The sequence below is a fragment of the Embleya sp. NPDC050493 genome, assembly GCF_044458105.1.
GTDB lineage: Bacteria > Actinomycetota > Actinomycetes > Streptomycetales > Streptomycetaceae > Embleya.
In genome coordinates, this window is record NZ_JBITHP010000041.1 from 37937 (window position 1) to 64046 (window position 26110).

The window sequence follows — 26110 nt, forward strand, 5'->3', positions numbered from 1 at the left end:
CCACCCGGAACCGGTGCGCACACCTGCACAGCGCGCCCACCGAACCCGCCCCGTCCGCGCCTCCCGCCCGCGCGATGTCCCGTCGCCGCGACGCCGCCCGTTGCCGCGAGACCCGGTCCGCGCCGCGTCGCCGTGATCAGTCCTGCTCGGCCGCCTCGGTGCGCATCGTCGCGGTCAGCCGCAGGGCCGTGTCGATCAACGGCACGTGGCTGAACGCCTGCGGGAAGTTGCCCACCTGGCGCTGGAGCCGCGGATCCCACTCCTCGGCGAGCAGGCCCAGGTCGTTGCGCAGCGCGAGGAGGCGTTCGAACAGCTCGCGGGCCTCCTCCACCCGGCCGATCATCGCCAGGTCGTCGGCGAGCCAGAACGAGCAGGCCAGGAAGGCGCCTTCGTCGCCCGGCAGGCCGTCCAGGCCGACGCTGGTGCCGTTGGTGGGGTAGCGGCGGACGAAGCCGTCCTCGGTCAACTCGCGCTGGATCGCCTCGATCGTGCCGATCACCCGCTTGTCCTCCGGCGGCAGGAAGCCCACCTGCGGGATCAGCAGCAGCGACGCGTCCAACTCGGTCGAGCCGTAGTACTGGGTGAAGGTGTTGCGGTCCGCGTCGTACCCGTACGCGCACACCTCGCGGTGGATCTCCTCGCGCACCCCCTTGAGGTGTTCGAGCATCTTCCCGGTGTCCGAGTCCATCGGCTCGTCCACCAGCATCTTGATGGTGCGGTCCACCGCGACCCAGGCCATCACCTTGGAGTGCACGAAGTGCCGGCGCGGCCCGCGGACCTCCCAGATGCCCTCGTCCGGGTCGCGCCAGTGCTGCTCCATGTAGTCCATCAGCTTGAGCTGGAGCGCGTGTGCGTGGTCGTTGCCCTCCATACCGGAGACCCGGCCCAGGTGCAGCGCGTCGACCACCTCGCCGTAGACGTCGAGCTGGAACTGCTCGGCGGCGGCGTTGCCGATCCGGACCGGGTGCGAGCCCTCGTAGCCCGGCAGCCAGGTCGCCTCGTACTCGGTCAGTCGGCGCTCGCCGCCCACGCCGTACATGATCTGCAGGTTCTCCGGGTCGCCCGCGACCGCCCGCAGCAGCCACTCGCGCCAGGCCTTCGCCTCGTCCACGAAGCCGGTCTTGAGCAGCGCGCCCAGCGTCATCGCCGCGTCCCGCAGCCACGTGTAGCGGTAGTCCCAGTTACGCACCCCGCCCACGTCCTCGGGCAGCGACGTGGTGGGCGCCGCGACGATCCCGCCGGTCGGCGCGTAGGTGAGCGCCTTGAGCGTGATCAGCGAGCGCACCACCGGCTCGCGCCACGGGCCCCGGTAGGTGCAGCGGGTCATCCAGTCGGTCCAGAACGCCTCGGTGTCCGCCAGCGCCGCGAGCGCGTCGGTGGGCAGCGGGCCCTCGACGTGCGAGGGGTGCCACGTGAGGGTGAAGGTGACCCGGTCGCCCTCGCCGAGGGTGACGTCCGAGTAGGTGGTCAATCCGCGCCCGTAGGTCTCGGTGTCACTGGCGAACCACACCGCGTCCGGGCCGGCCACCGCGACGGTGCGCCCGTCCGCCTCGCGGCGCACCCACGGCACGACCTTGCCGTAGTGGAACCGCATGCGCAGCTCCGAGCGGACCGGAACCCGGCCCGATACGCCCTCCACGATCCGCACCACGACCGGCGCGCCGACCAGTGCGTCCGCCGGAGGCATGAAATCGATCACTCGAACGGTCCCCCGCGGGGTCTCCCATTCCGATTCGAGGATCAGCGAGTCGCCGCGATACCGGCGGCGTGTCGCGGGACCGCCGGAGAGCGGCGCGACCCGCCATGAGCCGTGTTCCTCGCTGCCGAGCAGGCCCGCGAACACGGCGGGGGAATCGAAGCGGGGGAGGCAGAGCCAATCCATGGAACCGTCGCGGCCCACGAGAGCGGCGGTCTGCATGTCCCCGATGAGGGCGTAGTCCTCGATGCGGCTGGTCACGGGCAACGCTTTCCGTTCCTGGTCGTCCTGATGATGCCGGTCGTCCCGTCGTGCGTACCGGGTTCGGCTGAGGGGCCGGCCCGCACGAGCCTTGGCTCGCACGTGCTGTGTTCGTGTGCGTACCGCGCTCGCCGATCGACGTGTTCTGATCGACGGTTGATCGATTCATTCCAGAGTGCACCACGCGCGCGTGATCGACCGCCCAATCGGTGGTCGAATCGACCGGTGCTCCCGAAATGTCGTCCCGTCGGGATCCGGGGGACGCGCACCCGTCGCGCGCGTGGTTTCCGCTGCGCGCAGGTGTCGGCGAACGGAGAGAGGCTCGTGCACCGCCTGCGTAGCATAGTGCGCCGCGGGCGCTGAAACGTGCCTGCTTTCGCCGACCCGATCGTTGACTCTGCGTCGAATCCGACTCGGCCGATCCGACGGCATGTGCCCGGAATCTCCCGTGCGTTGTCACTCTGGGCAATCGCCGTATGGTGTCGCAGTTGTTCCGCACCGGGTGCGGGACCTCGACCCCGGACGCTGTTAGGCTGGTATCCCGTGGACTTGGTGGGACTGTTCCGGGCCCGCATCGGCCCAGCAGCGTCCCCTTCGAAATCCCCTCGATCGCAACCACGGGAGCCCCTCCTTGGCAGTGCCTCAGACGCCCAGTCGCACCCGGCAGGCGAAGCACCTTTTCGTCACCGGAGGCGTCGCCTCCTCGCTCGGCAAGGGGCTCACCGCGTCGAGCCTCGGAGCGCTCCTCAAGGCGCGCGGCCTGCGGGTCACGATGCAAAAGCTCGACCCCTACCTGAACGTCGACCCCGGGACGATGAACCCGTTCCAGCACGGCGAGGTGTTCGTCACCAACGACGGCGCCGAGACCGACCTGGACGTCGGCCACTACGAGCGCTTCCTCGACGTCGACCTGCACGGCTCGGCCAACGTGACGACCGGTCAGGTCTACTCGACGGTCATCGCCAAGGAGCGTCGCGGCGAGTACCTCGGTGACACCGTGCAGGTCATCCCGCACATCACCAACGAGATCAAGTCGCGGATCCGGGCCATGGCCGTGGACGACGTGGACATCGTGATCACCGAGGTCGGCGGCACCGTCGGCGACATCGAGTCGCTGCCCTTCCTCGAATCGATCCGCCAGGTCCGGCACGAGGTCGGCCGGGACAACGTGTTCTTCCTGCACGTCTCGCTGCTGCCGTACATCGGCCCCTCGGGCGAGCTGAAGACCAAGCCGACCCAGCACTCGGTCGCCGCGCTGCGCAGCATCGGCATCCAGCCGGACGCGATCGTGCTGCGGGCGGACCGGGCCGTGCCGCAGGACATCAAGCGCAAGATCTCGCTGATGTGCGACGTGGACGAGGAGGCCGTGGTCGCGGCCATCGACGCCCCGTCGATCTACGACATCCCCAAGGTCCTGCACTCCGAGGGCCTGGACGCGTACGTGGTGCGCCGGCTCGGGCTGAACTTCCGGGACGTGGACTGGACCCAGTGGGACGACCTGCTGCGCCGGGTGCACCAGCCCGAGCGCGAGGTCACCGTCGCGCTGGTCGGCAAGTACATCGACCTGCCCGACGCCTACCTCTCGGTCACCGAGGCGATTCGCGCGGGCGGCTTCGCGAACAACGTGCGGACCCGGATCAAGTGGGTGACGTCGGACAACACCGCGACGCCCGAGGGCGCCGCGCGCGAGCTCGGCGACTGTGACGCGGTGCTGATTCCCGGCGGATTCGGCGACCGCGGCGTCGAGGGCAAGGTGCAGGCGATCGCGTACGCCCGCGAGCACCGGATCCCGACCCTGGGCATCTGTCTGGGCCTGCAGTGCATGGTGATCGAGGCCGCGCGCAACCTGGCGGGCCTGGCCGGGGCGAACTCGCTCGAATTCGACCCCGAGGCCGCGCACCCGGTGGTGGCGACCATGGCCGACCAGCTCGACATCGTCGCGGGCCAGGGCGACCTGGGCGGCACGATGCGGCTCGGCCTGTACACGGCCGACCTGGCCGAGGGCTCGATCGCCCGCGAGGTGTACGGCGCGGCGCAGTCCGAGGAGCGGCACCGGCACCGCTACGAGGTCAACAACGCGTACCGCGGGCAGTTGGAGCAGACCGGCCTGGTCTTCTCCGGCCTCTCGCCCGACGGCCGTCTGGTGGAGTACGTGGAACTGCCGCGCGAGCAGCACCCGTACTTCATCGCCACCCAGGCCCACCCGGAACTGAAGTCCCGCCCGACCCGCCCGCACCCGCTCTTCGCGGGCCTGGTCGCGGCCGCGGTCAGCCGCATCAAGGGCGAGCACCGCGTCCCGGAGACCACCTCCTGACGCATCGCCGGCACCCGACCGACAAGCCGCCGGTCCGATAGACCGACACCTTCGAGGAGCCACCCACCCGATCATCCGGGCGGGTGGCTCCTCGGCGTCGGGTCGGGACGGCCGCTACTTCAATGCACTCACGAAGCGCGCCCAGGGAGCCTCACCGAAGCCCAGCACCGGGCCCGCGCCCACCTTCGAGTCCCGCGCGCGAACGACCTCGCGATCGGGCGCGACCTCGACGCAGTCACTGTCCTGGGTGCTGTGGCGGCTCTTCCTCCACGCCGGACGTGCTTCAGAACTCACGGCCACTCCACTTCGTGACGTATTGCCGGATCATGGCGACGGATTCTCCCGGGGCCAGTCCCGCGCCCATCAGTCTGTCGATCAGTGGTTGGCCGCGCCGAATATGGGACGGCTCGTCGGTTGCCGGAAAGGGGCCTGCGGCACCGGCGTTGATGATCACGCTCGGCTCTTCGTCGGGGTAGTCGAACTTCGTGAACCCGGATCCCAGGATGGCGACGGCAGCGGATCCGAACGGGATCACGACGAGGTGGACGTTGGGCAACTCGGCCAGTACCAGAAGGTGTTGAAGCTGTTCGCGCATCACCCGCTCGCCGCCGACGTCGATTCGGAGAGCCGGTTCGGTGATGAACGCGGTCATCCGCAAGGGCGGTCGCGGCGCGGCTCCGGGTGCCTTTGGCCGCGGAGGGCGTGGGTGATGGTGGGCTGTTCGGTGCCGCGTTCGATGTGTGTGCTGCGCTGGTCGAAGGGCCTTCGGAGGCATCGTGACGACACCCGTGGCGACGGATGGGTGCAGGGCGATGCACCGACCGATCCGGAGGGGCCCGGAAACCATCGGCACGCGTCCGGGTGCGGGCTGTGCCCAGGCTTCGGCTTGTCGGAGCCGGGTGGGGTGATCCGGGAGCATTAGGCTGACGGATGGGGACGGCGGTATCCGGCCGGCGGCTGTTGAAGGGGAGCGCATCGTGAACGACCCGGGCACTCGGGCGAGGATCGTCGACACCGCCGAGGCGTGGCCCGTCGCGGAGAGCGAGACGCCGTTCAAGGGGCGGGTCTGGTCGATGCGCAGCGACATGGTCGAGATGCCGGACGGCAGCAGTGCGCGGCGCGACTACCTGGACCATCCCGGGTCGGTGGGTGTGCTCGCGCTGGACGAGCAGGGCCGGCTGTTGGTGCTGCGCCAGTATCGCCACCCGGTGCGGCACAAGTTGTGGGAGATCCCGGCCGGACTGTTGGACGTGCCGGGGGAGAACCCGCTGCACGCCGCCCAACGGGAGTTGTTCGAGGAGGCCCACCACGAGGCCGGCACCTGGAACGTGCTGGTGGACCTCTATACGACGCCCGGTTCGTCGGACGAGGCGATCCGGGTGTTCCTCGCCCGCGGGTTGGCCGAGTCGCAGGCCGAGCGGTTCGCGGTCGAGCACGAGGAGGTCGGGATGGAACTGGCCTGGTTGCCGCTGGACGAGGCGCTCGCCGGGATCCTCGCGGGCGAACTGCACAACCCGATACTGGTTTCGGGCGCCCTCGCGCTCTCGGCCGCGTTGGCCGGCGACGGGCTGGACGCGCTCCGGCCGGCGGATGCGCCCTGGCCCGCTCGGCCCTACTGACGGGCTGCGGTCGCGTCGGGGCCGTGTCCGGCGGATCCCGGTGGGCCGGGGACTCCTGTGCCCACCCCCTCGTCGCCTCGGGGGCGCATGGCTGCGGAATTGGCGCTTCGGGGTTGGCGAGTCGGACCTCCCGAGCCGGTGCGTGGCCGTAATCTGCGCGATGGGTGTGGGTGAGACAGGGGGCGTCTGCGGTGGCGGTGACCGGGGAGTCCGGGGTCGGGTGCGCGACGGCCGAGGGGTTGGTCCCCGGAATGCGCGCGCCGGCCGAGGCGTTGCCCGCGATCGTGGACCAACTGCCGCCCGGAGGGCCCGACTTCGTCGGGCGCGCCGACGAACTCGACACCCTTTACGGCTGGGTGACCGGACCCGGCGCGGCGATCCCGGCGCAGCTCGCGCCGACCGACCCCGAGCATCCGGGCACCACCCGCACGGTGTGGCTGCCCCGGGACCGGGTGGTCGCGATCACCGGACCGGTCGGCGTGGGCCGTACCGAGTTCGCCGTCCGGCTCGCCCACCGACTGGCCCCGCACTTCCCGGACGGCCGGCTGTACGCCCGGCTCACCGGGCCGCGCGGTGAGCTGATCCCGCCCGGCGACGTGCTCGAGTCGTTGTTGTACGCGCTGGGCACGGTGGCCATACCCTCCGCGCACGAGGAGCGGATCCGGCTCTTTCGGGAGCATCTGGACGGGAAACGTTTCCTGATCCTGCTGGAGGACGTGACCGGGACCGCACAGCTGCGTCCGCTGCTCCCGGAAAGCCCCACCACGCTCGTGGTGATCACCTCGGTGTCCCCGCTCACCGGCCTGGGCCGGGCCGCGGCCGTGCGCACCTGTGCGCTGGACATGCTGGACGGGCGCGCCTCGGCCGAACTGCTCGGCAACCTGGCCGGACACACCCGGGTCGCGTGCGATCCACGCGCCGCGGACGAGCTGGCCGCCCTGTGCGACTTCCACCCGGCCGCGCTGCGGATGGCCGGCGCCTGGTTGCGGGCCCGGCCGCGCTACGCGATGGCCGACGTGGGTCGCCGGTTGCGGGCCGAGCGGTTGCGGTTGCGCGAGCAGGCCGGCGACGACCTCGCGGTGCGGGCGTGCTTCTCGCTGATCCACCGCGAACTGGTGCCCTCCGCCGCGCGGCTGCTGCGGCTGCTCGCGCTGGTGCCCGGGCGCGAGTTCGGCGCGGACGCCGCCGCCGCGCTCGCCGACTGCGGACCCGACGCGGCCACCCGGTCGCTGATCGAGCTGCGCGAGCTGCACCTGTTGGAACAGGGCTCGGTGCCCGGCCGTTTCCGCTTCCACGACCTGGTGCGCGGTTATGTACAGGAACGCCTGGACGCGGAGGAGCGGCCCGGCGAGCGGCGCAACGCACGGGTGCGCCTGCTCGACCGGTACGTGCGGCTGGCCCGCTCGGCCGAGCGGATCATCGTCGGCGCGGACGGCCCGGACCCGGGTGCCGATGTGCGCTTCGAGTCCGCCGACGAGGCCCGCGCGTGGTTGCGCGACGAGCGGCCGGAACTGCTGGCCGCCGCCCGGGTCGCCGCGGCCGCCGGCCTGGACGCGGCCACCCGCCGGCTGGTCTCGGTGCTGACCCGGCTGCTGGATCGCCGGGCGCACTGGAGCGACGTGCGCGAACTGCACGAACTCGCGCTGACCACCGCCCGCCGGGCCGGCTCCGGCCGGCAGGAGGCGGTCGCCCTGCTCAACCTGGGCAACCTGCACGTCGCGCGCCAGGAACTGGAGGAGGCGCTGTCCTGCTACCGCGCGGCCCTGGAGGTCTCCCGCGGACTGGGCGACCCGGCGGGCGAGGGCCGGGCGATGGTCAACCTCGGCAACGCCTACGCCGACCTGGGCGACCTGCAGCGTGCCGCGGACTGGTACGACCGCTCGCTGCTGCTGCGCCGCACCATCGGCGACGCGGCGGGCCAGGCGCGGGTGTTGTCCCACCTGGGCCGGCTGCACGCGCGGATGGGCCGATTCGAACAGTCGGTCCGCGACCACCGGGCGGCTCTGGGGGTGCGCCGCCGGATCGGCAACCCCGCCGACATCGGCCGGGTGCTGACCGACATCGCCGCCGTGCTCGGCGAGGCGGGGCGTGCGCAGGAGGCGCTCGCGGTCTACCGGGACGCGATGGAGGCGTTTCGGGCGGCGGGCGACGAGCGCCTGGAGGCACTCGCCCTGTTGCAGAGCGCCGAGCTGGCGCTCGAAGCCGGCGACGTGCGGGACGCCCGCTCGCGCCGCCGGGAGGCATTGGCCCTGCTCGTGGACGCGGGCGCGCCGGAAGCGGACGAGGTTCGCCGCTTTCTGGGTGACGAATAGCGCTGCCGCGGGTACTCGCTCTCGCCCCTTATCTCGGGCGCAACCTACGAAATAGACAAGCGGTAGCCCACTCACTGCCACTTTGTAAGGTTGGCGGGGCGTTCCAACCGCACTAAGCTAGGGACACCACGAGGTACGGCGTGCATTCGCATGCTCGGGCTCGCTGGTGCCCAACCCTCTGTCGACAGGACTTGATAGCCGTGAAGGTCGGTATCCCCCGCGAGGTCAAGAACCACGAGTACCGCGTGGCGATCACGCCCGCCGGCGTGCACGAGCTCGTGCGCAACGGTCACGAGGTCTACATCGAGCACGACGCGGGCGTCGGCTCCTCCATCCCGAACGAGGAGTACGTGGCCGCGGGGGCGACCATACTCCCCACGGCGGACGACGTCTGGGCGACCGGCGACCTGATCCTGAAGGTCAAGGAGCCGATCGCGTCGGAGTTCGGACGGCTGCGCAAGGACCAGACGCTCTTCACCTACCTGCACCTCGCCGCGGGTAAGGAGTGCACCGAGGCCCTGCTCAACGCCGGTACCACGTCCATCGCGTACGAGACGGTGCAGCTGCCCAACGGCGCGCTGCCGCTGCTCGCTCCGATGTCCGAGGTGGCCGGTCGGCTCGCGCCGCAGGTCGGCTCGTACCACCTGATGGCGCAGGGCGGCGGTCGCGGCACCCTGATGGGTGGCGTCTCCGGTGTCTACGCCGCGAAGGTCGTCGTGATCGGCGCCGGCGTCTCGGGCATGAACGCGGCGGCGATCGCCCTGGGCATGCAGGCCGAGGTGCTGCTGCTGGACCGCAACATCCAGGCGCTGCGCGACGCGGACCGGATCTACCAGGGTCACCTGCAGACCGTCGCGTCGAACACGTACGAGATCGAGAAGGCCGTGCTGGACGCGGACCTGGTCATCGGCGCGGTGCTGATCCCGGGCGCCAAGGCCCCGAAGCTGATCACCAACGAGCTGGTGTCGCGGATGAAGCCGGGCTCCGTGCTCGTCGACATCGCGATCGACCAGGGCGGCTGCTTCGAGGACTCGCACGCCACGACGCACGACGACCCGGTGTACAAGGTGCACAACTCGATCTTCTACTGCGTCGCGAACATGCCGGGCGCGGTGCCGCACACCTCGACCTACGCGCTCACCAACGCGACGCTGCCGTACATCGTGCAGCTTGCGAACCGGGGCTGGCGCGATGCGGCCAAGGCCGACCGGGCGCTGGCGCTCGGTCTGTCGACGCACGAGGGTCTGCTCACCAACGCCGCGGTCGGCGAGGCACTTGGCCTGCCGGCTGTGTCGTTGGACGACATCCTGGGCTGACGCCTGGCCTCACGTGCTTGGCCTCACGCGCCGGCCGGGCTGGAGCGGTTGGCCTGAGCTACTTGGCCTCAAGCGCCGGCCGGGCTGGATTTGCTCGGCTGGTGCTTGAGGGCTGCGGGTCTCGGGTGTCCTCAAGCGCCGGACGGGCTGGATTGGTTCGCTCGGACTTGGGGGGTTGCGGGTCTCGCTCGGGTGTCCTCAAGCGCCGGGCGGGCTGGGTTGGCTCGGCCGGTGCTTGGGGGTTGCGGGTCTCGGGTGTCCTCAAGCGCCGGACGGGCTGGGTTGGCTTGCGCGGGCGTGAGGGCTGTGGCTCTCGGGTGTCCTCAAGCGCCGGACGGGCTGGGTTGGTTCGCTCGGACTTGGGGGTTGCGGGTCTCGCTGAGGTTGCGGGTCTCGTTCGGGTCTCCTCAAGCGCCGGACGGGCCGGGTTGGCTTGGCCGGGTGTGAGGGCTGCGGGGCTCGGGTTTTCTCGGGCGCGGGCGGGCCGGGTCGGCTTGGTCGGGCGTGATGGTCGGCGTTTGCGTAGGGCGTTGCATGCCGTACACCCCCAATGGCGTGGGTGTGCGGCATGTGGTGTTTTGGGGGGCAGAATGGGGCCGTGGATGCGGTGGTCGGGGCCTATCTGGCCCATGTGACGGGTGAGCGTGGGGTGGCGCGGAACACGCTGCTTGCCTATCGGCGGGATCTTCGACGTTACCTCTCTTATCTGCATGCGCGCGGGGTGCGCGCACTCGCGGAGGTGCGGGGCGAGGACGTGACCGCGTTCGTGGACGGGTTGCGGGCCGCGGGGCCGGCCGAGGCGTCGGTCGCCCGGGCCGTGGTCGCGGTGCGCGGGCTGCACCGGTTCGCGCTGCGCGAGGGGTTCGTCGCGGTCGACGTCGCGCACGACGTGCGTCCGGGCGCGCCGCCGCCGCGCCGCGCCGACGCGCTGTCGGTCGAGCGGGTCGAGGCGCTGTTCGCCGCCGCCTCGACGGGTGCCGGACCGTACGGGCCACGTGACCGGGCGCTGCTCGAACTGCTGTACGGCACCGGCGCGCGGGTGTCGGAGGCCGTCGGCGCGGACCTGGACGACCTGGACCTGGCCGCCCGGACCATCCGCCTGGCCGGCCCGGGTGGTCGCCGGCGGGTGGTGCCGCTCGGTGCGTCCGTCCTGGACGCGCTCGATGTGTATCTGGTCCGGGCCCGCCCCGAACTCGCCGCCGCCGGGTGCGGCGGCACCGCCGTCTTTCTCAACGCGCGAGGCGGCGGATTGTCACGGCAGAGCGGCTGGGTCGTGCTCAGGAAGGCCGCCGCGCGGGCGGCGCTGCCGGACCCCATCTCCCCGCATACGCTGCGGCGTTCGTTCGCCACGCATTTGCTCGACGGTGGGGCCGATGTCCGGGTCGTCCAGGAACTCCTGGGTCATTCCTCGGTGTCCACGACCCGGGTCTACGGGCGCGAAACCCCCGACGGACCTCGTCAGGTGTACGCAGGATCCCACCCTCGGGCGCTTGACTAGATCGCCTCACATGTTGCATGCGTCGGGCGGTTCGCCTTGCTGCGACCGTCCGCAACGCCATAGAGTCGCGATCCGTCGGCAAGGATTCAGGCTGACGAAGCAAGAAATGACCTGGTCGGCAAGGAGGTAAGACGACTTGTGAACGAGTCGACATTTGCTCCCGGGGGTGCCCAGCCAGGGGCGGCGCCGGGCCGTGCAGCGCCGACTACCTCTTCCTACGGGCCCGCCGACGGCCCGCAGGACCAGCAGGGGACGCGCACGGAAAGCGCCGTCCAGGCGGGCCAGACGGCCCCGGCCGGTCAGGCCGGGCAAGACGGGCTCGATGGTCCGGACGCGCACGAGTACGCCTACGATATGTACTACTACGACGACGAGTTGCGCTACGCCGAGGAACTGCGTGGCGGACCGTTCGACCCCGACGCGGACTACGAACCGGATCCGGAGTACGCCGCGACTCTCGCCCCCGACGCCGCCACGCAACGGCGTGAGCGGGTCGGCCCCACCGGCCGCGCCCTCCCGTACTTCCCGATTCCGGCGCCCGTGAGCGAACACGGCCCGGCGAAGATCATCGCGATGTGCAACCAGAAGGGCGGCGTCGGCAAGACCACGTCGACCATCAACCTGGGTGCCGCGCTTGCCGAGTACGGTCGACGAGTGCTGCTCGTGGACTTCGACCCCCAGGGCGCACTGTCGGTGGGCCTGGGCGTCAACCCCATGGAACTCGAACTCACGGTCTACAACCTGCTGATGGAAAGTCATCTCAGCGCGGACGACGTCCTGCTGAAGACGATCATCCCCGGCATGGACCTGCTGCCCAGCAACATCGACTTGTCGGCGGCGGAGGTGCAGCTGGTCACCGAGGTGGCCCGGGAGACCACGCTCTCGCGCGCGATCCGGCCGCTGGTCAACGACTACGACTACATCATCATCGACTGCCAGCCCTCGCTCGGTCTGCTCACGGTCAACGCGCTCACCGCGGCGAACAGCGTCATCGTGCCGCTGGAGTGCGAGTTCTTCGCACTGCGCGGGGTCGCGCTGCTGACCGAGACGATCGAGAAGGTGCACGAGCGGCTCAACCCCGACCTCGTGCTCGACGGCATCCTGGCGACGATGTACGACGTGCGCACCGTGCACGGCCGGGAGGTGCTGGCCCGCGTCACCGAGGCGTTCGGCGACCAGGTCTTCCACACCGTGATCGGACGCACCGTCAGGTTCCCCGAGACCACCGTCGCGGGCGAACCGATCACCACGTACGCCTCCAACTCGGTGGGCGCAGCCGCCTATCGCCAACTGGCCAGGGAGGTGCTCGCCCGGTGTCGCGCCGAGTGAGTCTCCCGGGTGCCGACGAGCTGTTCCGGACCACCGGTGGTGCCATGCTGCGGCAACAGCAGCAGAGCGCCGGCGGGGATTCGGCAGAGCCGCGCGGCACCGTACCCGCGCAGGTACCGCCGGTCGGAGCAGGTTCCGACAGCACCGAACGACACGAGTCGTCCGGTGCGGACGGCGGTCCCGGCGAGGCCGAACAGCACGCCGTGCAACATCCCGTGCCCGGCCGCCGCGAGGCGCCCACGCCGTCGGGGGCGTCCTCGATGTCCGCCGCCGCCGCGGGTGTCGACCCGAACGCGCGCCCGGCACACCGCCGTACCCGTGCGCAGCGCCGCCCGAGCGGGCGCGAGCGACACGACGAGAAGATCACGGTCTACGTGTCCGCCGAGGAACTGATGGACCTCGAACACGCACGCCTCAGCCTGCGCGGCGACTACGGCCTGGCCGTGGACCGCGGTCGGATAGTGCGCGAGGCGGTCGCGGTGGTCCTGGCCGACCTGGAGGCGCGCGGTGAGGCGAGCATTCTCGTCCGTCGCCTGCGTGGCTCTTAAGCGACATTCGAGCGAACCCCGCTTCGCGAAGTCTCGACGGACCCGCCGGTCCCCTGAGTGGCCCAATTCGGACCACCGCCCGGCGGGTCCGTGCCGTTTCCCGCAGTCGCGGCCCGCACCATTGAGCGCACCATGTCCAACACCAACGGTCCCGCCCCCTCCCGACGCACACTCGGGCGCGGCCCGGGTCGGCCCGCCGCTGTCGAGGGGCCGCCCGCATCGGCTGAGCAGGCGGTGCCGGAGCCGGTTTCGCAGCCCGACCCGCGGGCCGCTCCCGCGCCCGGCCCCGGCCCGAGCCCGGTGCCCGCTTCCGACCCGGCTCCCGGCCCCGGGCTCCCGGCGGACGACGGCACCGGCTTCCGGGTCAACCTGGCCAACTTCGAGGGCCCGTTCGATCTGCTCCTGGGCCTGATCGCCAAACACAAGCTGGATGTCACCGAGGTTGCGCTGTCCCGGGTCACCGACGAGTTCATCGCCCACATCCGGGCCCAGGGCCCGGACTGGGACCTGGGTCAGGCCACCGAGTTCCTGCTGATCGCGGCGACCCTGCTCGACCTGAAGACGGCCCGGCTGCTGCCGGTCGCCGAGGTCGAGGACGAGGAGGACCTGGCCCTGCTGGAGGCCCGGGACATACTGTTCGCGCGGCTGCTCCAGTACCGGGCGTACAAGCAGATCGCGGGCATCCTGGAGGACCGCTGGGCCGAGGAGTCCCGCCGTCACCCGCGCGAGGTGCCGCTGGAGCCGCGCTACCAGGGGCTGCTGCCCGAGGTGGTGATCACCACGTCCCTGGACCGGTTCGCCCGGCTGGCGGCCAGGGCGATGACCCCCAAGGCGCCGCGGATCGTCTCGATCGAGCACATCCACGTGCAGCGGGTGAGCGTGCGCGAGCAGGCGGCGATAGTGGTCGAGCGGCTGCGGCGCACCGGCAGCGCGACGTTCGCCGAGCTGGCCGAGGACGCGCCGGACACGCTGCACGTGATCGCCCGGTTCCTGGTGCTGCTCGAACTCTTTCGCGAGTTGGCGGTGGGGTTCGACCAGGTCGAGGCGCTGGGTGAGCTGACCGTGCGCTGGACGGCCGGGACGGACGAGGACGTGGTGGTCGGTGTCGAGTTCGACGAGTTCGACACGGTGCCGCGCGAGGGCGAGGAGGACGCGTGAGCGGCGACGAGGGATTCTGGATCGAGCCGGCCGACGAGACCGGGCCGGAGCCGGCGGCCGGGCCCGCCCCGACGCCGCGGTCCGAGCGGGCGACGCCCGTCGAGGCCGCCGTGCCCGCTCCGCGGGCCGCCCGGGGCAAGACCCCACCGCCCGCCCTGCCGGTGTCGGACAGTCCGCTCCCGGCCGCGCTGGAGGCCATCCTGATGGTGGTCCAGGAGCCGGTCTCCGAACATCTGCTCGCCGAGGTGCTCGATCACCCGCTTCCCGACGTGCTGGCCACGCTGCGCACGCTGGCGCTGGAGTACACCGCCCAGGGGCGCGGCTTCGACCTGCGCGAGGTGGCCGGCGGCTGGCGGTTCTACAGCCGCCCAGAGCACGCCGCCGCCGTCGAGCGCTTCGTGCTGGACGGGCAGCAGTCCAAGCTGACCCAGGCCGCGCTGGAGACGCTCGCCGTGGTCGCCTACCGCCAGCCGGTCAGCCGCGGTCGGATCTCCTCGGTGCGCGGCGTCAACTGCGACGGCGTGATGCGCACGCTGCTGGCCCGCGGGCTGGTGGAGGAGTACGGCATCGAATACGAGACCCAGGCCACGCTCTACCGCACCACCGAGTTCTTCCTGGAGCGGATGGGCCTGCGCTCGCTCGACGAGTTGCCGGAATTGGCCCCTTTCCTGCCCGAGATCGAGGCACTGGAGGCGGAGGGCGAGGGGCCTTTGGACGGCTTCCCGCACCGCGCGGCGTCCCCGGTTGCGCGGACCGGGGATACTGGGAGGGATACCGGGGCGGTGCACGCCGACCCCGACGACGGCGAGACGACAACGGAAGTTTGATGGCACCCACCAACAGGCAAGGCTCCGGCGGCAACGACCGAGGCAACGAACGCTCGGTGAACAAGCGCGGGGGCACCGGGCGCGGCAGCAACACTCCGCAGCCCCGCCGGGTCGCCGACGACAATCGTCGAGGCGGCGCGGGTGGGCAGCCGAAGTCGGGCGCGGCGGGTGGCAAGGACCGCCGCCCGTCGGCGAGCACCGGTCGCCCGGACCGCCGTCCGACCACGATGCGCTCCACCGAGCGCAACGAGCGCGAGAAGCAGGAGGGCGTCCGCCTGCAGAAGGTGATGGCGGACGCGGGCATCGGCAGCCGCCGGCACTGCGAGAACCTGATCGAGGCGGGCCGGGTCCAGGTCAACGACGAGCGGGTCACCGAGCAGGGCAAGCGGGTCGACCCGGACACGGTGGAGATCAAGGTCGACGGGATGCGCATCCCGACCCGCCCGGCGGAGACCTACATCGCGTTCAACAAGCCGACCGGCGTGGTGTCCACCATGTTCGACCCGGACGGCCGGTTCACCATCGCGGACTACATCACCGAGTTCGAGCAGCGCCTGTTCCACGTCGGCCGGCTGGACACCGAGACCGAGGGCCTGATCCTGCTCACCAACCACGGTGAACTCTCCAACCGGCTCACCCACCCCCGGTACGAGGTGCGCAAGACCTACCTCGCCTCGATCCAGGGCCCGATCCCGCGCGACCTGGGCAAGAAGCTCAAGGCCGGGGTCGAACTGGAGGACGGCGTCGCGCGCGCCGACAGCTTCCGGATCGTGGACAGCGTCGGCAACAACTTCCTCGTCGAGGTGGTGTTGCACGAGGGCCGCAAGCACATCGTCCGGCGGATGCTGGCCGAGCTGGGCTTCCCGGTCGAGCGGCTGGTGCGCACGCAGTTCGGTCCGATCCAGCTGGGCGACCAGAAGCCGGGCCGCACCCGCCGGTTGTCCAACGACGAGATCGGCCTGCTCTTCCGCCAGGTCGACCTGTAGGCCGGACACGGCCAGGGGCGTACTCGGGGGCAACCCCGTCGCATTCGGCATCGGCAGCCAACTGCCTTGACGGCCGCAGTGGTTCCACTTACGGGTGGAACCGTTGCGGCCGTTGTTCGTATCCGGCCGATTCGGTTCCGTCGGACTGCCCGATGGTGCATCGTGGAAGCCCGCACGGGGGTGCCCGGGCCCAGGCCGCATAACGGTTCGGAACCGAGCGTGTGCCAGTGATCGCGATCGGTGCCCACAACCCCCCACGTTGCTGCTAGAACGTTGCCGAATACCCGAGGTGTGCCTCGCGCCCGCGGGGCCGACAGCAGGGGGGACACCACTTTGGTGCTGCCTGTCCGCCGGGGAGCGCCACGGCCGGCGCCCTCCACACGGCGTCCACGACGGTTGGCCACCGCGGCTCTGCTCGGCGCGCTCGCACTGGCGCTGACGCCCGGCACGGCCGGGGCGGCGGACCCGACGGTGGGCGATCCGAGCCTCAAGGTCGCGCCGATCTCCTACGCGATCCTGGTCGACGAGTCCGGCAGCCTCAAGGGTGCCGACCTGGACCGGGAGAAGGACGCCGCGGCGCTGGCCGCGATCGGCGAACTCTCGCCCGACTCGCGCGTGGGGGTGGTCGGCTTCGGCAGCGGCGCCGGCGTGAAACCGGCGGTGGACGTGGTCTGCCCGATGACCGCGGTGTCCGATCCGGCGGCGGCCAAGTGTGCCGAGAGGCTGCACGCGCGCACCGACCAGGAGGGCAACAACACCGACATCCCGGCCGCGATCCGGCAGGGCGTGAGCATGCTGGCGGCGAGTCCCGCCGGGCAGCCCAGGGTCCTGTTCGTGCTGACCGACGGCGCGATGGCGGTCTCGCCCGGCGAGGGCTACGGCAACGACGCCGCACGGATCCCGGGCGAGCTGGACAAGAGCCTGACCGCCGCGTTGGCCCAGGCCAAGGCGGCGGGCGTGCAGATCTGGCCCCTGGGTTTCGGCAGCGCGATCGACGCGGCGCAACTGTCCCGGATGGCGGACGGCGGCGCGCCGTCGATGTGCTCGCAACGGCCCGAGGACAAGCCCGCGGCGGTCACGGTCAAGGACTCCGGCGAGGTCGTGCAGACCCTGCGCAAGGCGTTCGGGACCGCGCGCTGCGCCGGTGTCACCCAGACCGACTCGACCGAGGTGAACGGCGAGGCCGACCTGAACGTGACGATCCCGGCGATCGCCACCGACGTGGTCATCCAGGTGCAGAAGGCCAACGAGCGGATCGAGACCACGTTCTTCGATCCGGACGGCAAGCGGGTCGACAACGCGCCCGGCACCGAACAGCGCGGGCAGGGCTCGCGGACCGAGACGTTGCGGATCACCGATCCCGTGGCGGGCAAGTGGCGGATCCACCTCAAGGCGCCGGACGGCTTCTCCGGGCCGGTCAGCGCGGCCGCGCTGTGGCAGGGCGTGGTCAAGTCCTACGTCCAGCTCAACCCGCCCCAGCCGAGCGCGGGCGAGCCGGTCAAGTTCAGCGTCTTCCTGCAGTCCCGGGAGAAGAACCTGACCGATCCGGCCGCGCTCAAGGGCGTCACCGTCTCCGGACACGTCGAGGGCCCCGGCCTCAAGGCGGACATCCCGCTCCGGCCCGGCGCCAAGGGCGAGTTCTTCAGCGACTACCGGATCCCGGGCGGCATCACCGGCCAGGTCAGCTTCACCGGCACCATCAGCGCACCGGGCGTGGCCGGCACCCGGGAGGTCAAGACGGTCACCCTCGGCGGGGGACCGGCCGCGGTCTCGGCCGAGATCAAGTGGGGCGACGCCACCATCGAACCCGGCGGCAGCGTCGCGGGCACCGTGTCCTGGAAGGTGAACGACACCAGGCCGCACACCCTGCGGGTGGTCGCCGACTTCCCGGCCGGCACCGGGCTGCGGATCACCGGCGCCGAGCAGCGGGTGACGGCCGGGTCCGACGAGTTCGGGTTCGAGCTCGCGTTCGGCAAGGACATCGCCAAGGGCGACCACACCGGCCGGGTCCGGGTGCTGGACACCGGTGACGGCGACAAGGTGCTCTTCGAGACCACCCGCACCGTCACCGTCGAACCGCCGCCCGGGTTCTGGGACGAGTACCTGTGGCTGGTGATCGGGGGCATCGTGCTGATCGCACTGCTGCTCGGGCTGCTCGGCTACCTCGCCAAGCGGCGCAAGCGGGCACGCCGGATCGGACCGATCGCGCTGCGCCTGTACCGCGACGGGCAGCCGATCGGCGTGGAGACCCGGCCACTGGACGAGCGCGCCGAGGCGATGTGGTTCCGGTTGGACACCACCGGCTTCCCGCCCCAGTTGATTCCGCTGTACCAGCACGAGCCCGGAACCGCGTGGATCGTGCGGCGGACCGCGGCGACCGGCACGATGGACGTGGAGACGCCGCTCGGCGCACACCTGCACCTGGACACGGGTCGGCCGACCGAGATCGAGCCCGGGCTCGCGCTCGGCTTCACGGACGACCGGGTCCGGAACGGGCCGCCCGACGGGGCGAGTTCCGGGTCGGGTGAGCCCTACGGCCCGTACGGCTCCGCCGCGCCCGCGACCGCGCCCCCGCGGCCGTACGGCGAGGATGCCTACGGATCCGACCGGCCGTACAACCCGTACGGCCCGTACGGTTCGGGACCCGCCGCGGATCCCGGGCCGGGCGCGGGCCCCGACGACACCACGTTCGGCTACGGCCCCCCGCGCTAGTGCTGTTGCGGTACCGGCCGGGATGCGGGGTCCCGGCACCTGAACTCGCACGTCACGCACTTTTCGAGGAGGGCCCGTGGCAGCGCAAGGCCGCAGGGGCATGTCCATCCACCAGTCCATGCTGTTCGTGGGGCTGGGCGGTACCGGATGTCTGATCGGAGCCGAACTCGAACGACGGCTGCGCGAGGAACTGTGCGGTGCCGACGGCACCGGCCTGATGCAGCGGCTCGGCGGCCAACTGGCTCCGTACCAACTGCCCAACTGCATCCAGTTCGTCTACGCCGACCTGAACGAGAACGAGTTGCAGCGCCAGCGGCTGCGGGCCGCGCCGCCCGCGCACCGGGCCGCCGCGGACCGCAACGCACACCTGACCACCCAGCTGGTGCCGCCGCTGAACACCTATCCCGAGGTGGCCCGTTCGCTGCGGATCAACGCGGCGGAGGAGACCATCCCGTGGTTGCCCGCCCGGGAGGGCGAGCCGCGGGTGACGCCGCTGCGGCGCGGCGCGGGGCAGTTGCCCACCGTCGGGCGCGCGGCCCTGTTCGAGACCTTCCGGCACGGACTCGCGCCCGCGATGGACCCGTTGCGTCGCGCGGTCGGCCTGATCAGCAACGGCAACGACCACCTGATGGCGCTCAGCGGCAGCCAGAACAACCGCAACACGTGCGACGTGTTCGTCGCCTTCTCGATCGCCGGCGGCACCGGGTGCGGGATCTTCTACGACTACCTGCACCTGATCGGCGAGGCCTTCTCGCAGGGCTACGACGGCATCAAGATCTACCCGCTGGTGCTGATGCCGTCCGCCTTCGACGAGGAACGCGGCGGCGGACGCCCCGCGGTGCTCAACGCCGGCCGGGCGCTCCTGGACCTGTTCCAACTGGTCGACGACCAGAACGGGCAGTACGCCCAGGAGGAACTCGACACCGGCCTCGGCGCGCCGGCGGGCAACCTGGCCGTGCGCTATCCCGGCCTGGAGTCCACCCGGCTCAAGGCGGGCACCGTCCAGACCGGCTTCCTGTTCAGCCGCACCAGCGGAATCGAGCGCGAGGACCTGCACCGCTCGGTGGTCTCCCTGGTCATGTCGCTGATCGGCACCGGACTCAACCCGGGCGGGCCCGAGTTGGAGAACGCGGTCATCCAGGGCGACCTGTACCAGTCGTTCGCGGACAGCTTCATCAACGAGGGGGTCCGCCGCGAGGTCCCGGCGCCGAGCGGGATCGGCGCGTGCGGGGTGTCCACCAGCCTGGTCGCCTCGATGACCGTGCCGGTGGACGAACTCGCCGACATCGTCGCCGGCCGGATGCTCGCCCAGGCCGTGCGCGACCTGACCTCGGACGTGCGGGTGTCCTCCGAGGCCAACCTGGAGCAGATCAAGTCCTTCATGTCGGTGTCCGGTCTGGGCGAACTGTGGTTGTGCGCACCGCCGCACGTCGCCGACCCGTCGCCGGCCAAGGGCGCGGCGGGCATCATGCAGGCGCTCAACGCGCGGACCCGGGCGATGGAGCAGGCGCTGCGCCAGCAGGAGGCCCAACTGCGGGCGCACACCGCACAGTTGGCCGAGGAGTTCAACCACGCCCGAGGGATTCGGCAACTGCTCTCCGACGGCGACCTGTTCCGGGCCCGCCGGGTGCTCTTCGGCGACCGGCGGCTGTACAGCGACACGGACCGGCCCGGGGTGGCCGGGCTGCTCGCGCACTGCAGCACCGAGCCGACGCCGCCGCCCGGGATCACCGTGAACGCGCCGCACATACCCGCGATCAAGGACCGCGCGGGCGGGGTGGTCAAGGCCAAGTGGGGCGATCCCGAGGTGCAGCGGGCGCTGGGCGCGCAGCAGCAGTGGTTCGAGTGGCGCTCGCGGCGCAACTGGCATGCCCAGTGGGGCGGTCAGGCCGAGGTGTGGGACCGCAAGATGGTCTACCTGCGGCACGTCGTGGACGGTCTGGGGCAGGCCTTCAACGACCACCGCGACCAGGAGGAGGCGAACTTCGGCCGGGCCACCCGCGAGTTGTACCGGCAGCGCTCCGGGGTCTCCTACCTGCTGCCGCCGCAGGGCAACCTGGAGTCGTTCTACCGCCAGGTGCTGCGCCGCTTCGTGGACCGTGAGCGGCTGCCCGAGACGGCCGGCGCCGCGCAGATCGTCGGCAAGCTGCTCGGCGCGGGCATCTGGCAGCGCGCCTACGAGTTGGGCGAGGAGCGCGAGGGCGGACCGGTCGCCGTCGCCTACGTACGCGACCAGATCAAGCAGCAGGTCAAGACCCTGTTCGTGCAGGCCGGCGAGCTCAACGCGCAGCCGCTGCTGCCGCCGGTGCGCGACCTGCTCACCCGCGCGGCGACCCGACGCGGCGCCGCGGTGGGCGAGGAGGACCTCGAACAGTTCGTGCAAAAGCTCGCGGGCATGTTGCCCAACGGCTTCTCGCCCGAGGGCAGCGGCGAGCTCAAGGTGCTCATCGCCCACCCGGGCACCTCGCACGACATGGAGGTGCGGCAGTACCTGGAACGCATGTTGAACATCCCCAACGAGCCGTCCCGCAAGATCGAGTTCCGCGCGGTCGAGCAGGAATCGATCGTGGTGGTGCTCTTCCGCAGTGCGATGAGCCTGACCGAGGTGCCCGAGGTGCGCCAGGTGCTCGCGCAGTGGTCGCGCTCGCTGGACCGGCAGGACCCGGTCGACTTCCTCAAGTGGCGCCAGCGGCTGGGCTTCACCTACGACTGGCTGGCCACCACCGAGGGACACCGGGCGTACATCCTGCACCGGCTGCTGTGCGCGATGTGGAACGGACAGATCGAGGTCGCCCGCGGGGACCGGTCCTCGCCCGAGGTGATCGACATCCGGCTGCCGCACGGACCGACCGTGATGAAGCTGCCGCTGCGCCCGTTCGACCGGGCCTCCTCGTGGGGCAGCCTGCTGCGCGCCTACGAGGAGTGGACGCTGACCGACGACGCGGCGGTGCGCCGGGAGTTCGCCAAGCAGCTGATGCTCACCTACCCCGAGGGCCTGGGCTCGCGGGTGCGCGAACCCTCGCCGCTGTACCGGCACTTCGTGCACGAGGTCGCGCCGCGGCAGGTCAGGGTGCTCAAGGAACTGCGCGACCGGCTGCCGGAGCGCAGTCGGGGCTGGGCGGAGGAACTGCTGCGGTTGTGGGAGGTCACCCTGCCCGCCGCACTCGACCTGTCCTTCCCCCACCAGAGCAGCACCCGGGATTCGCTGCGCGAGCTGGAGTACGACGATCCGATCTCGGGTCACGACGGGTTCGGCGGCGACCTGCGCGGTCAGGGAACGCGGGACCGGGAGCGGGACGAGCGCGACTCGGGATGGGAGCGGCGGCCGGCCGAGCGGGTGCGCGACGACCGGGACGAGCCGGAGGACTGGGCCGAGCGCCGGGAGCCGCGACTGCCGCGGCAGACCCGCGACGACCGCGACGACCGGGACGACCGGGAGTGGGAGCGGCGGACCGGGCGCGAGTCGCGCGGTCCGGTGTTCGACAAGGACGACCCGGATGGGCGGGACGGCCGCGAGCCGAGGGAGCCGAGGGCCCCGCGGGAGTGGCGGGACGAGCCCGAGCCGGGCGGTCCGCCGCAGTGGCGGGACCGCGCGCCGCGTGATCCGCAGGAGTGGCGACGGGAGCGCGACCCGCACGAGTTGCCCAAGACGCGCGACCCGCGTCGGCCGAACCCGGACACGCCCGAGCGGCGCGACCGCGGGCGCGACGATCGGGACGGCCCGGCCCGGCCGCCGACCGCCGAGCGGCGGCCCCGACGCGACCCGTACGACCCCTACGATCCGTACGAGCCGGGGGAGCCGCGCGAGACCCGGGTGCCGCCGCCCGCCCGGGGCGCGGACGATCCGCACGACCCGTATCGGGCCCGGGACGCGCGCGGCCCGTTCGACCCGCGCGACACGGGCGGGCGCGGCGACGCGGATCCCGAGGACCGCACGGTGCGCCTGGACGGCCTGGACCGGACCCTGCCGCTGCCGGACGAGCACGACGACCGCGAGCTGCCCGGAGGTGGCTGGTGACCGACTCCGTCGACGCGGGCGTGCCGCGCCCGCTGGTGGTCGTGGTCGACCTGCGCACCGAGTACGAGGCGGTCATGGCGGCCCGGCGGTTCGCCGACGTGCAGACCGCGTACGCGCGTACCCGGGTGCCCGCCGGCACCCTGAACGTGGCCGCCGACCGGGTGTTGGTGCTCGACTCCGTGGACGAACTGGTCGCCCACCGGCGGGCGTACGAACGCATCTTCGTCAGTGACTACATCAAGGTCGTGTGCGTCGCGGTCGGCTCGCCCGTGGACGGCTCGGTCGTGCTGCGCCGCCCGGGCCAACTCGTGGGCAGCGACGCGGCCACGCTGTGGGTCGGCGACGTCCGGGGCACCGACTGGGCGCCGGGCCGGGCGCCCGGCACCACCCTGCGGCCGGATGACGCGGACGCGCTCGCGCCGCTGGTCGACGTGCTCACCGAACCGGAGGTCTTCGACCACGTGCTGGCCGGCGTGACCGAGATGCCTCGCTCGATCGCCGCGCCGGGACTGAACGCGTTCGTGCACCGGATCCGCGACGACGCGGTACAGCGGGCCCGGATCCGCGCGGCACAGCGGCTGGTCGGCGCCGAGGGCGGGGTGGACGAGCCGTGGCCCGAGCCGCTCGCGGCCCTCGCCGACGGCCAGGGCGCCGGACTCGCCGCGGCCACCGGCGGTGTTCGCGAATGTGTGCGCGCCGACAGCCCGCTCGGCGCCCGGTGGGCGCACGCCGACCAGGGCTTCGGGCATGCGCAACGGAGCCTGTCGGTGCTGGCCGGTCCGCTCGCGCTGTACGGCTCGGGCGGCCGCGAAGGACCGCCGATCCACGACCGGATCACCGATGCCGCGACCGCGCTGGGCGAATATCGGGACCTGGTCCGGCAGACCGTGGGCCAGGGCGCGGCCGGCTTCGACGCGGACGGACGGGCCTGGCTGGACCAGGTCGGGGTGGTGATCCCCGAGCCGCCCGGACTGAGCGTCACCTCGGTGGCGGGCGCGCTGCGCGAGCGCACCGCCGCCGCCTTCGACCGACCCGAGGGGTTGCGCGGACTGGCCGAGCGGCTGCGCGAGTTGGCCGACCGGATCAGCCCCGGCGCGGGCGCGTCGCGGGCGTACGAGGTGGACCAGACCTGTTCGGACGGCTTCCTCGCGCACTACCTGCGCCCGGCCGCCTTCCCGCTCGGTCCGGCGCATGTCGGGGTCGCCGGCGGGCTGTTGGCGGGCTCGTTCCTGATCGCGCTGTGGCCCGCCTTCGCGGTGCTCGGCGCCGTGCTCGCGGTGCTGCTCGCGGTGTTCGGGTCGACCCTGATCGCGCTGCGCCGCCCCGATCGCCGGGGCGGCGCGACGTTGCCCGCCGAGGCGTTGTCGATGATCGTGGCGGCCGGCCTGGTCGCGCTGATCGGTGCGGTCGGCGGGCTGCTCGCCGGGCGCGCCTGGGGGCCGCCGACCGGCGTCGGCCCGTTGGCCCTCGTACTCGGCCTGGCGGTGCTCCTGGTGCTGCCCAGCGTGGACTGGACGGTGCGGGTGCGGCGCTGGGAGCGCACGCTGGCGCTCGGCGCGGCCGGTCGGGCTCTGCACGCACTGCACGCGCTGCTCGTGCGCACGGTGTGGAACGACTGGGCGTTGGCCGGTCCGCGTCGGGAGGCGGTGGACCGGGCGATCGTGCTGGCCGCGCTGCTGGAGGAGAGCGCCAAGGTCCTCGCCGAGAACGCGACCGCGATCGAGCGGCAGCTCGTGGGCGAGTCGGCGGCTCCCGAGTCGGCCGCGACCGGCTACGGCACCGGCACCGCGCCGACCCCCGGTCGGCCCGCGCCGCCCTCGACGCCGCCGCCGAGCGCCGGCCCGAGCCTGTACGACGTCGTGCTCGGCGACCTGGTGGACGGACTGCACGCCGCGTTCGAACCGATGTGGTCGCTGCTCGAAGGGGACCCGGCGGAGGCATCGAGGCAGGGCACGGAACGCGAACTGCGGCGCGTGTTGCGCTCGTACGCCGACCACCTCGCGCACCACGGGATCCAGGCCGCGCCGCCGTTCGCCCGCCGTACCCAGGACCGCCCGCATGTCGGGAACGCGGCCGGCGGCGATGCGGACCGGATCGCCGGGCTGCTCGCCCAGCCCGCGGACCGGTCCATGCTCCAGCTGTGCGCGACCGACCAATTGATGTTGCTCGACCACGTCCCCACCCACATCCGCAGTGTGCGCTTCGCGCCGCGCGGGGTGCGCCCGGCGGTCCGCGAGGCGTTGCGCGAGCGCGGCGACGGTCATCTCATGGACCACGAACTGGTGTGGACCGGCGCCGGCCGGATGGCCGGCGTGCTGCGCCTGCTGCCGCTGCTGCCGGGCTCGGTGGACGACGCCCGGATGTGGGAGGAGAGCGCCGACGGCGCCCCGGACCACGCGGGCGGATCGACCGCCGGCCACGACGACGGACGGGCCCGGTGAGCGCGGTGGGCGAGTCCCGGGAGGAGAAGCTCGGATACACCGACCCCGAGGGTCGGTCGGTGGAACGCCGCGTCGAGTTCGGCCCGGACCGGCCGGTCGCTCCCGGCCGACCCTTTCGGGTCCGCGACGTGCGGGACGTGGAGGACGGCAGCACGTTCGTGCAAAAGCGCCTGGGGCCGCTGGACGCACGTCGCCGGGTCGGCGCGGAGGCGGGCCTGGAGACCGAGATCCGGGTGCTGCTGCGGCTCGCGCGCACGTTCGGCCCGGCCGACCATCCGCGGGAGCTGGCCCGTATCGCCGGGCACGACTTCGACGGCGTCGAGCCGTTCCTGCTGCTGGAGGCGGTGCCCTGCCCGCCTGCCGAGGACGTGGTGGGCAAGCTGCTGACCGAGGAGCAGGACGCCTTTCGGCGGGCGCTCTTTCGCACCGTCCGCCACTTGGAGACGGCCGGCGTCGTGCACGGCGACCTGACCCCCACCAGCGTGCGCTGGCAGCGCGAGCAGCGCCGGTTGTACATCGCCGACTTCGACCACGCCGCCCTCGCGGGCGAGCCGCGCAGCAGCCTGGGCACCGCGTTGTGGGCCGCGCCGGGCCCACTGCGCGGCCCCGGACCCGCCGACCCGCGCGACGACCTGTGGTCGGCCGCGCAGGTCGCCTACCACGTCACCACCTCCCGCCCGGTCCGCCAGGGCATGATCCCGGTCGGCGTGGAGAGCCAGGGCGTACTGCTCGACCTGTTCCAGGGCGTGTTCGAGCCGGACGCGCAGCGCCGGCCGGGCGCGGCGGAGGTGCTGCGCCGACTCGCCGAACCGGACCCGTACGTGCACGGCCATGCCCAGTACGACCCGCTCGCCGAGGGCCGGCGCGGCTACGAGGCGGCCCTGCAGCGCAAACGGCAGCGCATGCCGCTGGAGGGGCAGCCGTCGCCGACGGCCGCGTCCGACGGCCCGCGGTCCGCCTTCGTCCCGCCGCCGGCCGGGATCCCGCCCAAACCGGCGAATCCGCCGGTGCCCGAGCCGAGGCCGGGCCGGTTCCGGCTCTTCGGAAAGAACCAACCGAGTTGAACGCGACGGCA

Annotated in this window: 17 protein-coding genes; 14 read left to right on the forward strand and 3 right to left on the reverse strand. The window is 72.1% G+C overall.

Translation table 11 applies throughout. The features are described 5' to 3' along the window. Positions 1-136 precede the first annotated feature (136 nt). Positions 137-1957 carry a glycoside hydrolase family 15 protein gene (locus ACIBM5_RS43160; protein ID WP_391586902.1) on the reverse strand — a complete coding sequence of 607 codons (1821 nt, stop codon included), beginning with the start codon at positions 1955-1957 and terminating at the stop codon, positions 137-139. Between the two features lie 637 nt (positions 1958-2594). Between ACIBM5_RS43160 and ACIBM5_RS43165 the strand changes: the two genes are divergently transcribed. Continuing rightward, positions 2595-4271 carry a CTP synthase gene (locus ACIBM5_RS43165; protein WP_391587152.1) on the forward strand — a complete coding sequence of 559 codons (1677 nt, stop codon included), beginning with the start codon at positions 2595-2597 and terminating at the stop codon, positions 4269-4271. Positions 4272-4385: 114 nt separating this feature from the next. Here ACIBM5_RS43165 and ACIBM5_RS43170 read toward each other — a convergent pair whose 3' ends face one another. Both ACIBM5_RS43170 and ACIBM5_RS43175 read right to left on the reverse strand, forming a co-directional pair. After that, positions 4386-4571 (reverse strand): DUF397 domain-containing protein, encoded by a 186-nt coding sequence (locus tag ACIBM5_RS43170; protein WP_396012163.1) that lies wholly within the window; start codon positions 4569-4571, stop codon positions 4386-4388. Continuing rightward, complete coding sequence (locus tag ACIBM5_RS43175) at positions 4555-5358, reverse strand: Scr1 family TA system antitoxin-like transcriptional regulator (protein ID WP_396012164.1); 804 nt, start codon at positions 5356-5358, stop codon at positions 4555-4557. Before ACIBM5_RS43175 ends, ACIBM5_RS43170 begins: the two co-directional genes overlap by 17 nt. Between ACIBM5_RS43175 and ACIBM5_RS43180 the strand changes: the two genes are divergently transcribed. The 13 genes from ACIBM5_RS43180 (at position 5249) to ACIBM5_RS43240 (ending at position 26099) form a co-directional block, all read left to right on the forward strand. Next, positions 5249-5890 carry an NUDIX domain-containing protein gene (locus tag ACIBM5_RS43180; protein ID WP_396012165.1) on the forward strand — a complete coding sequence of 214 codons (642 nt, stop codon included), beginning with the start codon at positions 5249-5251 and terminating at the stop codon, positions 5888-5890. The two genes, ACIBM5_RS43175 and ACIBM5_RS43180, sit on opposite strands and share 110 nt — an antisense overlap. 191 nt (positions 5891-6081) lie before the next feature. Next, positions 6082-8202 (forward strand): tetratricopeptide repeat protein, encoded by a 2121-nt coding sequence (locus ACIBM5_RS43185; RefSeq protein WP_396012166.1) that lies wholly within the window; start codon positions 6082-6084, stop codon positions 8200-8202. A 200-nt stretch (positions 8203-8402) separates the two neighbouring features. Further along, positions 8403-9518 (forward strand): alanine dehydrogenase, encoded by a 1116-nt coding sequence (gene ald, locus ACIBM5_RS43190; RefSeq protein ID WP_391586910.1) that lies wholly within the window; start codon positions 8403-8405, stop codon positions 9516-9518. A gap of 598 nt (positions 9519-10116) precedes the next feature. Then, a complete protein-coding gene (locus tag ACIBM5_RS43195; RefSeq protein WP_396012168.1) occupies positions 10117-11016 on the forward strand; it encodes a tyrosine recombinase in 900 nt (299 codons plus the stop codon). Positions 11017-11370: 354 nt separating this feature from the next. Further along, positions 11371-12345 (forward strand): ParA family protein, encoded by a 975-nt coding sequence (locus tag ACIBM5_RS43200; protein WP_020555592.1) that lies wholly within the window; start codon positions 11371-11373, stop codon positions 12343-12345. Next, entirely contained in the window at positions 12330-12893 is a 564-nt protein-coding gene (locus ACIBM5_RS43205; protein WP_396012169.1) for a hypothetical protein, read from the forward strand. The genes ACIBM5_RS43200 and ACIBM5_RS43205 overlap by 16 nt, the downstream gene beginning before the upstream one ends. 132 nt (positions 12894-13025) lie before the next feature. Then, positions 13026-14051 (forward strand): segregation and condensation protein A, encoded by a 1026-nt coding sequence (locus ACIBM5_RS43210; protein WP_396012170.1) that lies wholly within the window; start codon positions 13026-13028, stop codon positions 14049-14051. Next, entirely contained in the window at positions 14048-14878 is an 831-nt protein-coding gene (scpB, locus tag ACIBM5_RS43215; protein ID WP_396012171.1) for an SMC-Scp complex subunit ScpB, read from the forward strand. Before ACIBM5_RS43210 ends, scpB begins: the two co-directional genes overlap by 4 nt. Next, a complete protein-coding gene (locus ACIBM5_RS43220) occupies positions 14878-15864 on the forward strand; it encodes a pseudouridine synthase (protein ID WP_391586915.1) in 987 nt (328 codons plus the stop codon). The genes scpB and ACIBM5_RS43220 overlap by 1 nt, the downstream gene beginning before the upstream one ends. 396 nt (positions 15865-16260) lie before the next feature. Further along, positions 16261-18576 (forward strand): VWA domain-containing protein, encoded by a 2316-nt coding sequence (locus ACIBM5_RS43225; protein ID WP_396012172.1) that lies wholly within the window; start codon positions 16261-16263, stop codon positions 18574-18576. A gap of 76 nt (positions 18577-18652) precedes the next feature. Next, complete coding sequence (locus ACIBM5_RS43230) at positions 18653-22594, forward strand: tubulin-like doman-containing protein (protein WP_396012173.1); 3942 nt, start codon at positions 18653-18655, stop codon at positions 22592-22594. Then, positions 22591-25035 carry a hypothetical protein gene (locus tag ACIBM5_RS43235; protein WP_396012174.1) on the forward strand — a complete coding sequence of 815 codons (2445 nt, stop codon included), beginning with the start codon at positions 22591-22593 and terminating at the stop codon, positions 25033-25035. The genes ACIBM5_RS43230 and ACIBM5_RS43235 overlap by 4 nt, the downstream gene beginning before the upstream one ends. Then, positions 25032-26099: a hypothetical protein gene (locus ACIBM5_RS43240; protein WP_396012175.1), complete on the forward strand. Its 1068-nt coding sequence runs from the start codon at positions 25032-25034 to the stop codon at positions 26097-26099. The genes ACIBM5_RS43235 and ACIBM5_RS43240 overlap by 4 nt, the downstream gene beginning before the upstream one ends. Positions 26100-26110 lie beyond the last annotated feature (11 nt).

What these genes read in the sequence shown, in the direction of transcription:
- ACIBM5_RS43175 (WP_396012164.1), bottom strand. Translation starts at nt 5,358, where the DNA reads ATGTCGCTGCGCATCGACCAGACCCGCCCCTTGAACGGCGTCTCGCTC.
- ACIBM5_RS43200 (WP_020555592.1), top strand. Translation starts at nt 11,371, where the DNA reads ATGTACTACTACGACGACGAGTTGCGCTACGCCGAGGAACTGCGTGGC.
- ACIBM5_RS43210 (WP_396012170.1), top strand. Translation starts at nt 13,026, where the DNA reads ATGTCCAACACCAACGGTCCCGCCCCCTCCCGACGCACACTCGGGCGC.
- ACIBM5_RS43220 (WP_391586915.1), top strand. Translation starts at nt 14,878, where the DNA reads ATGGCACCCACCAACAGGCAAGGCTCCGGCGGCAACGACCGAGGCAAC.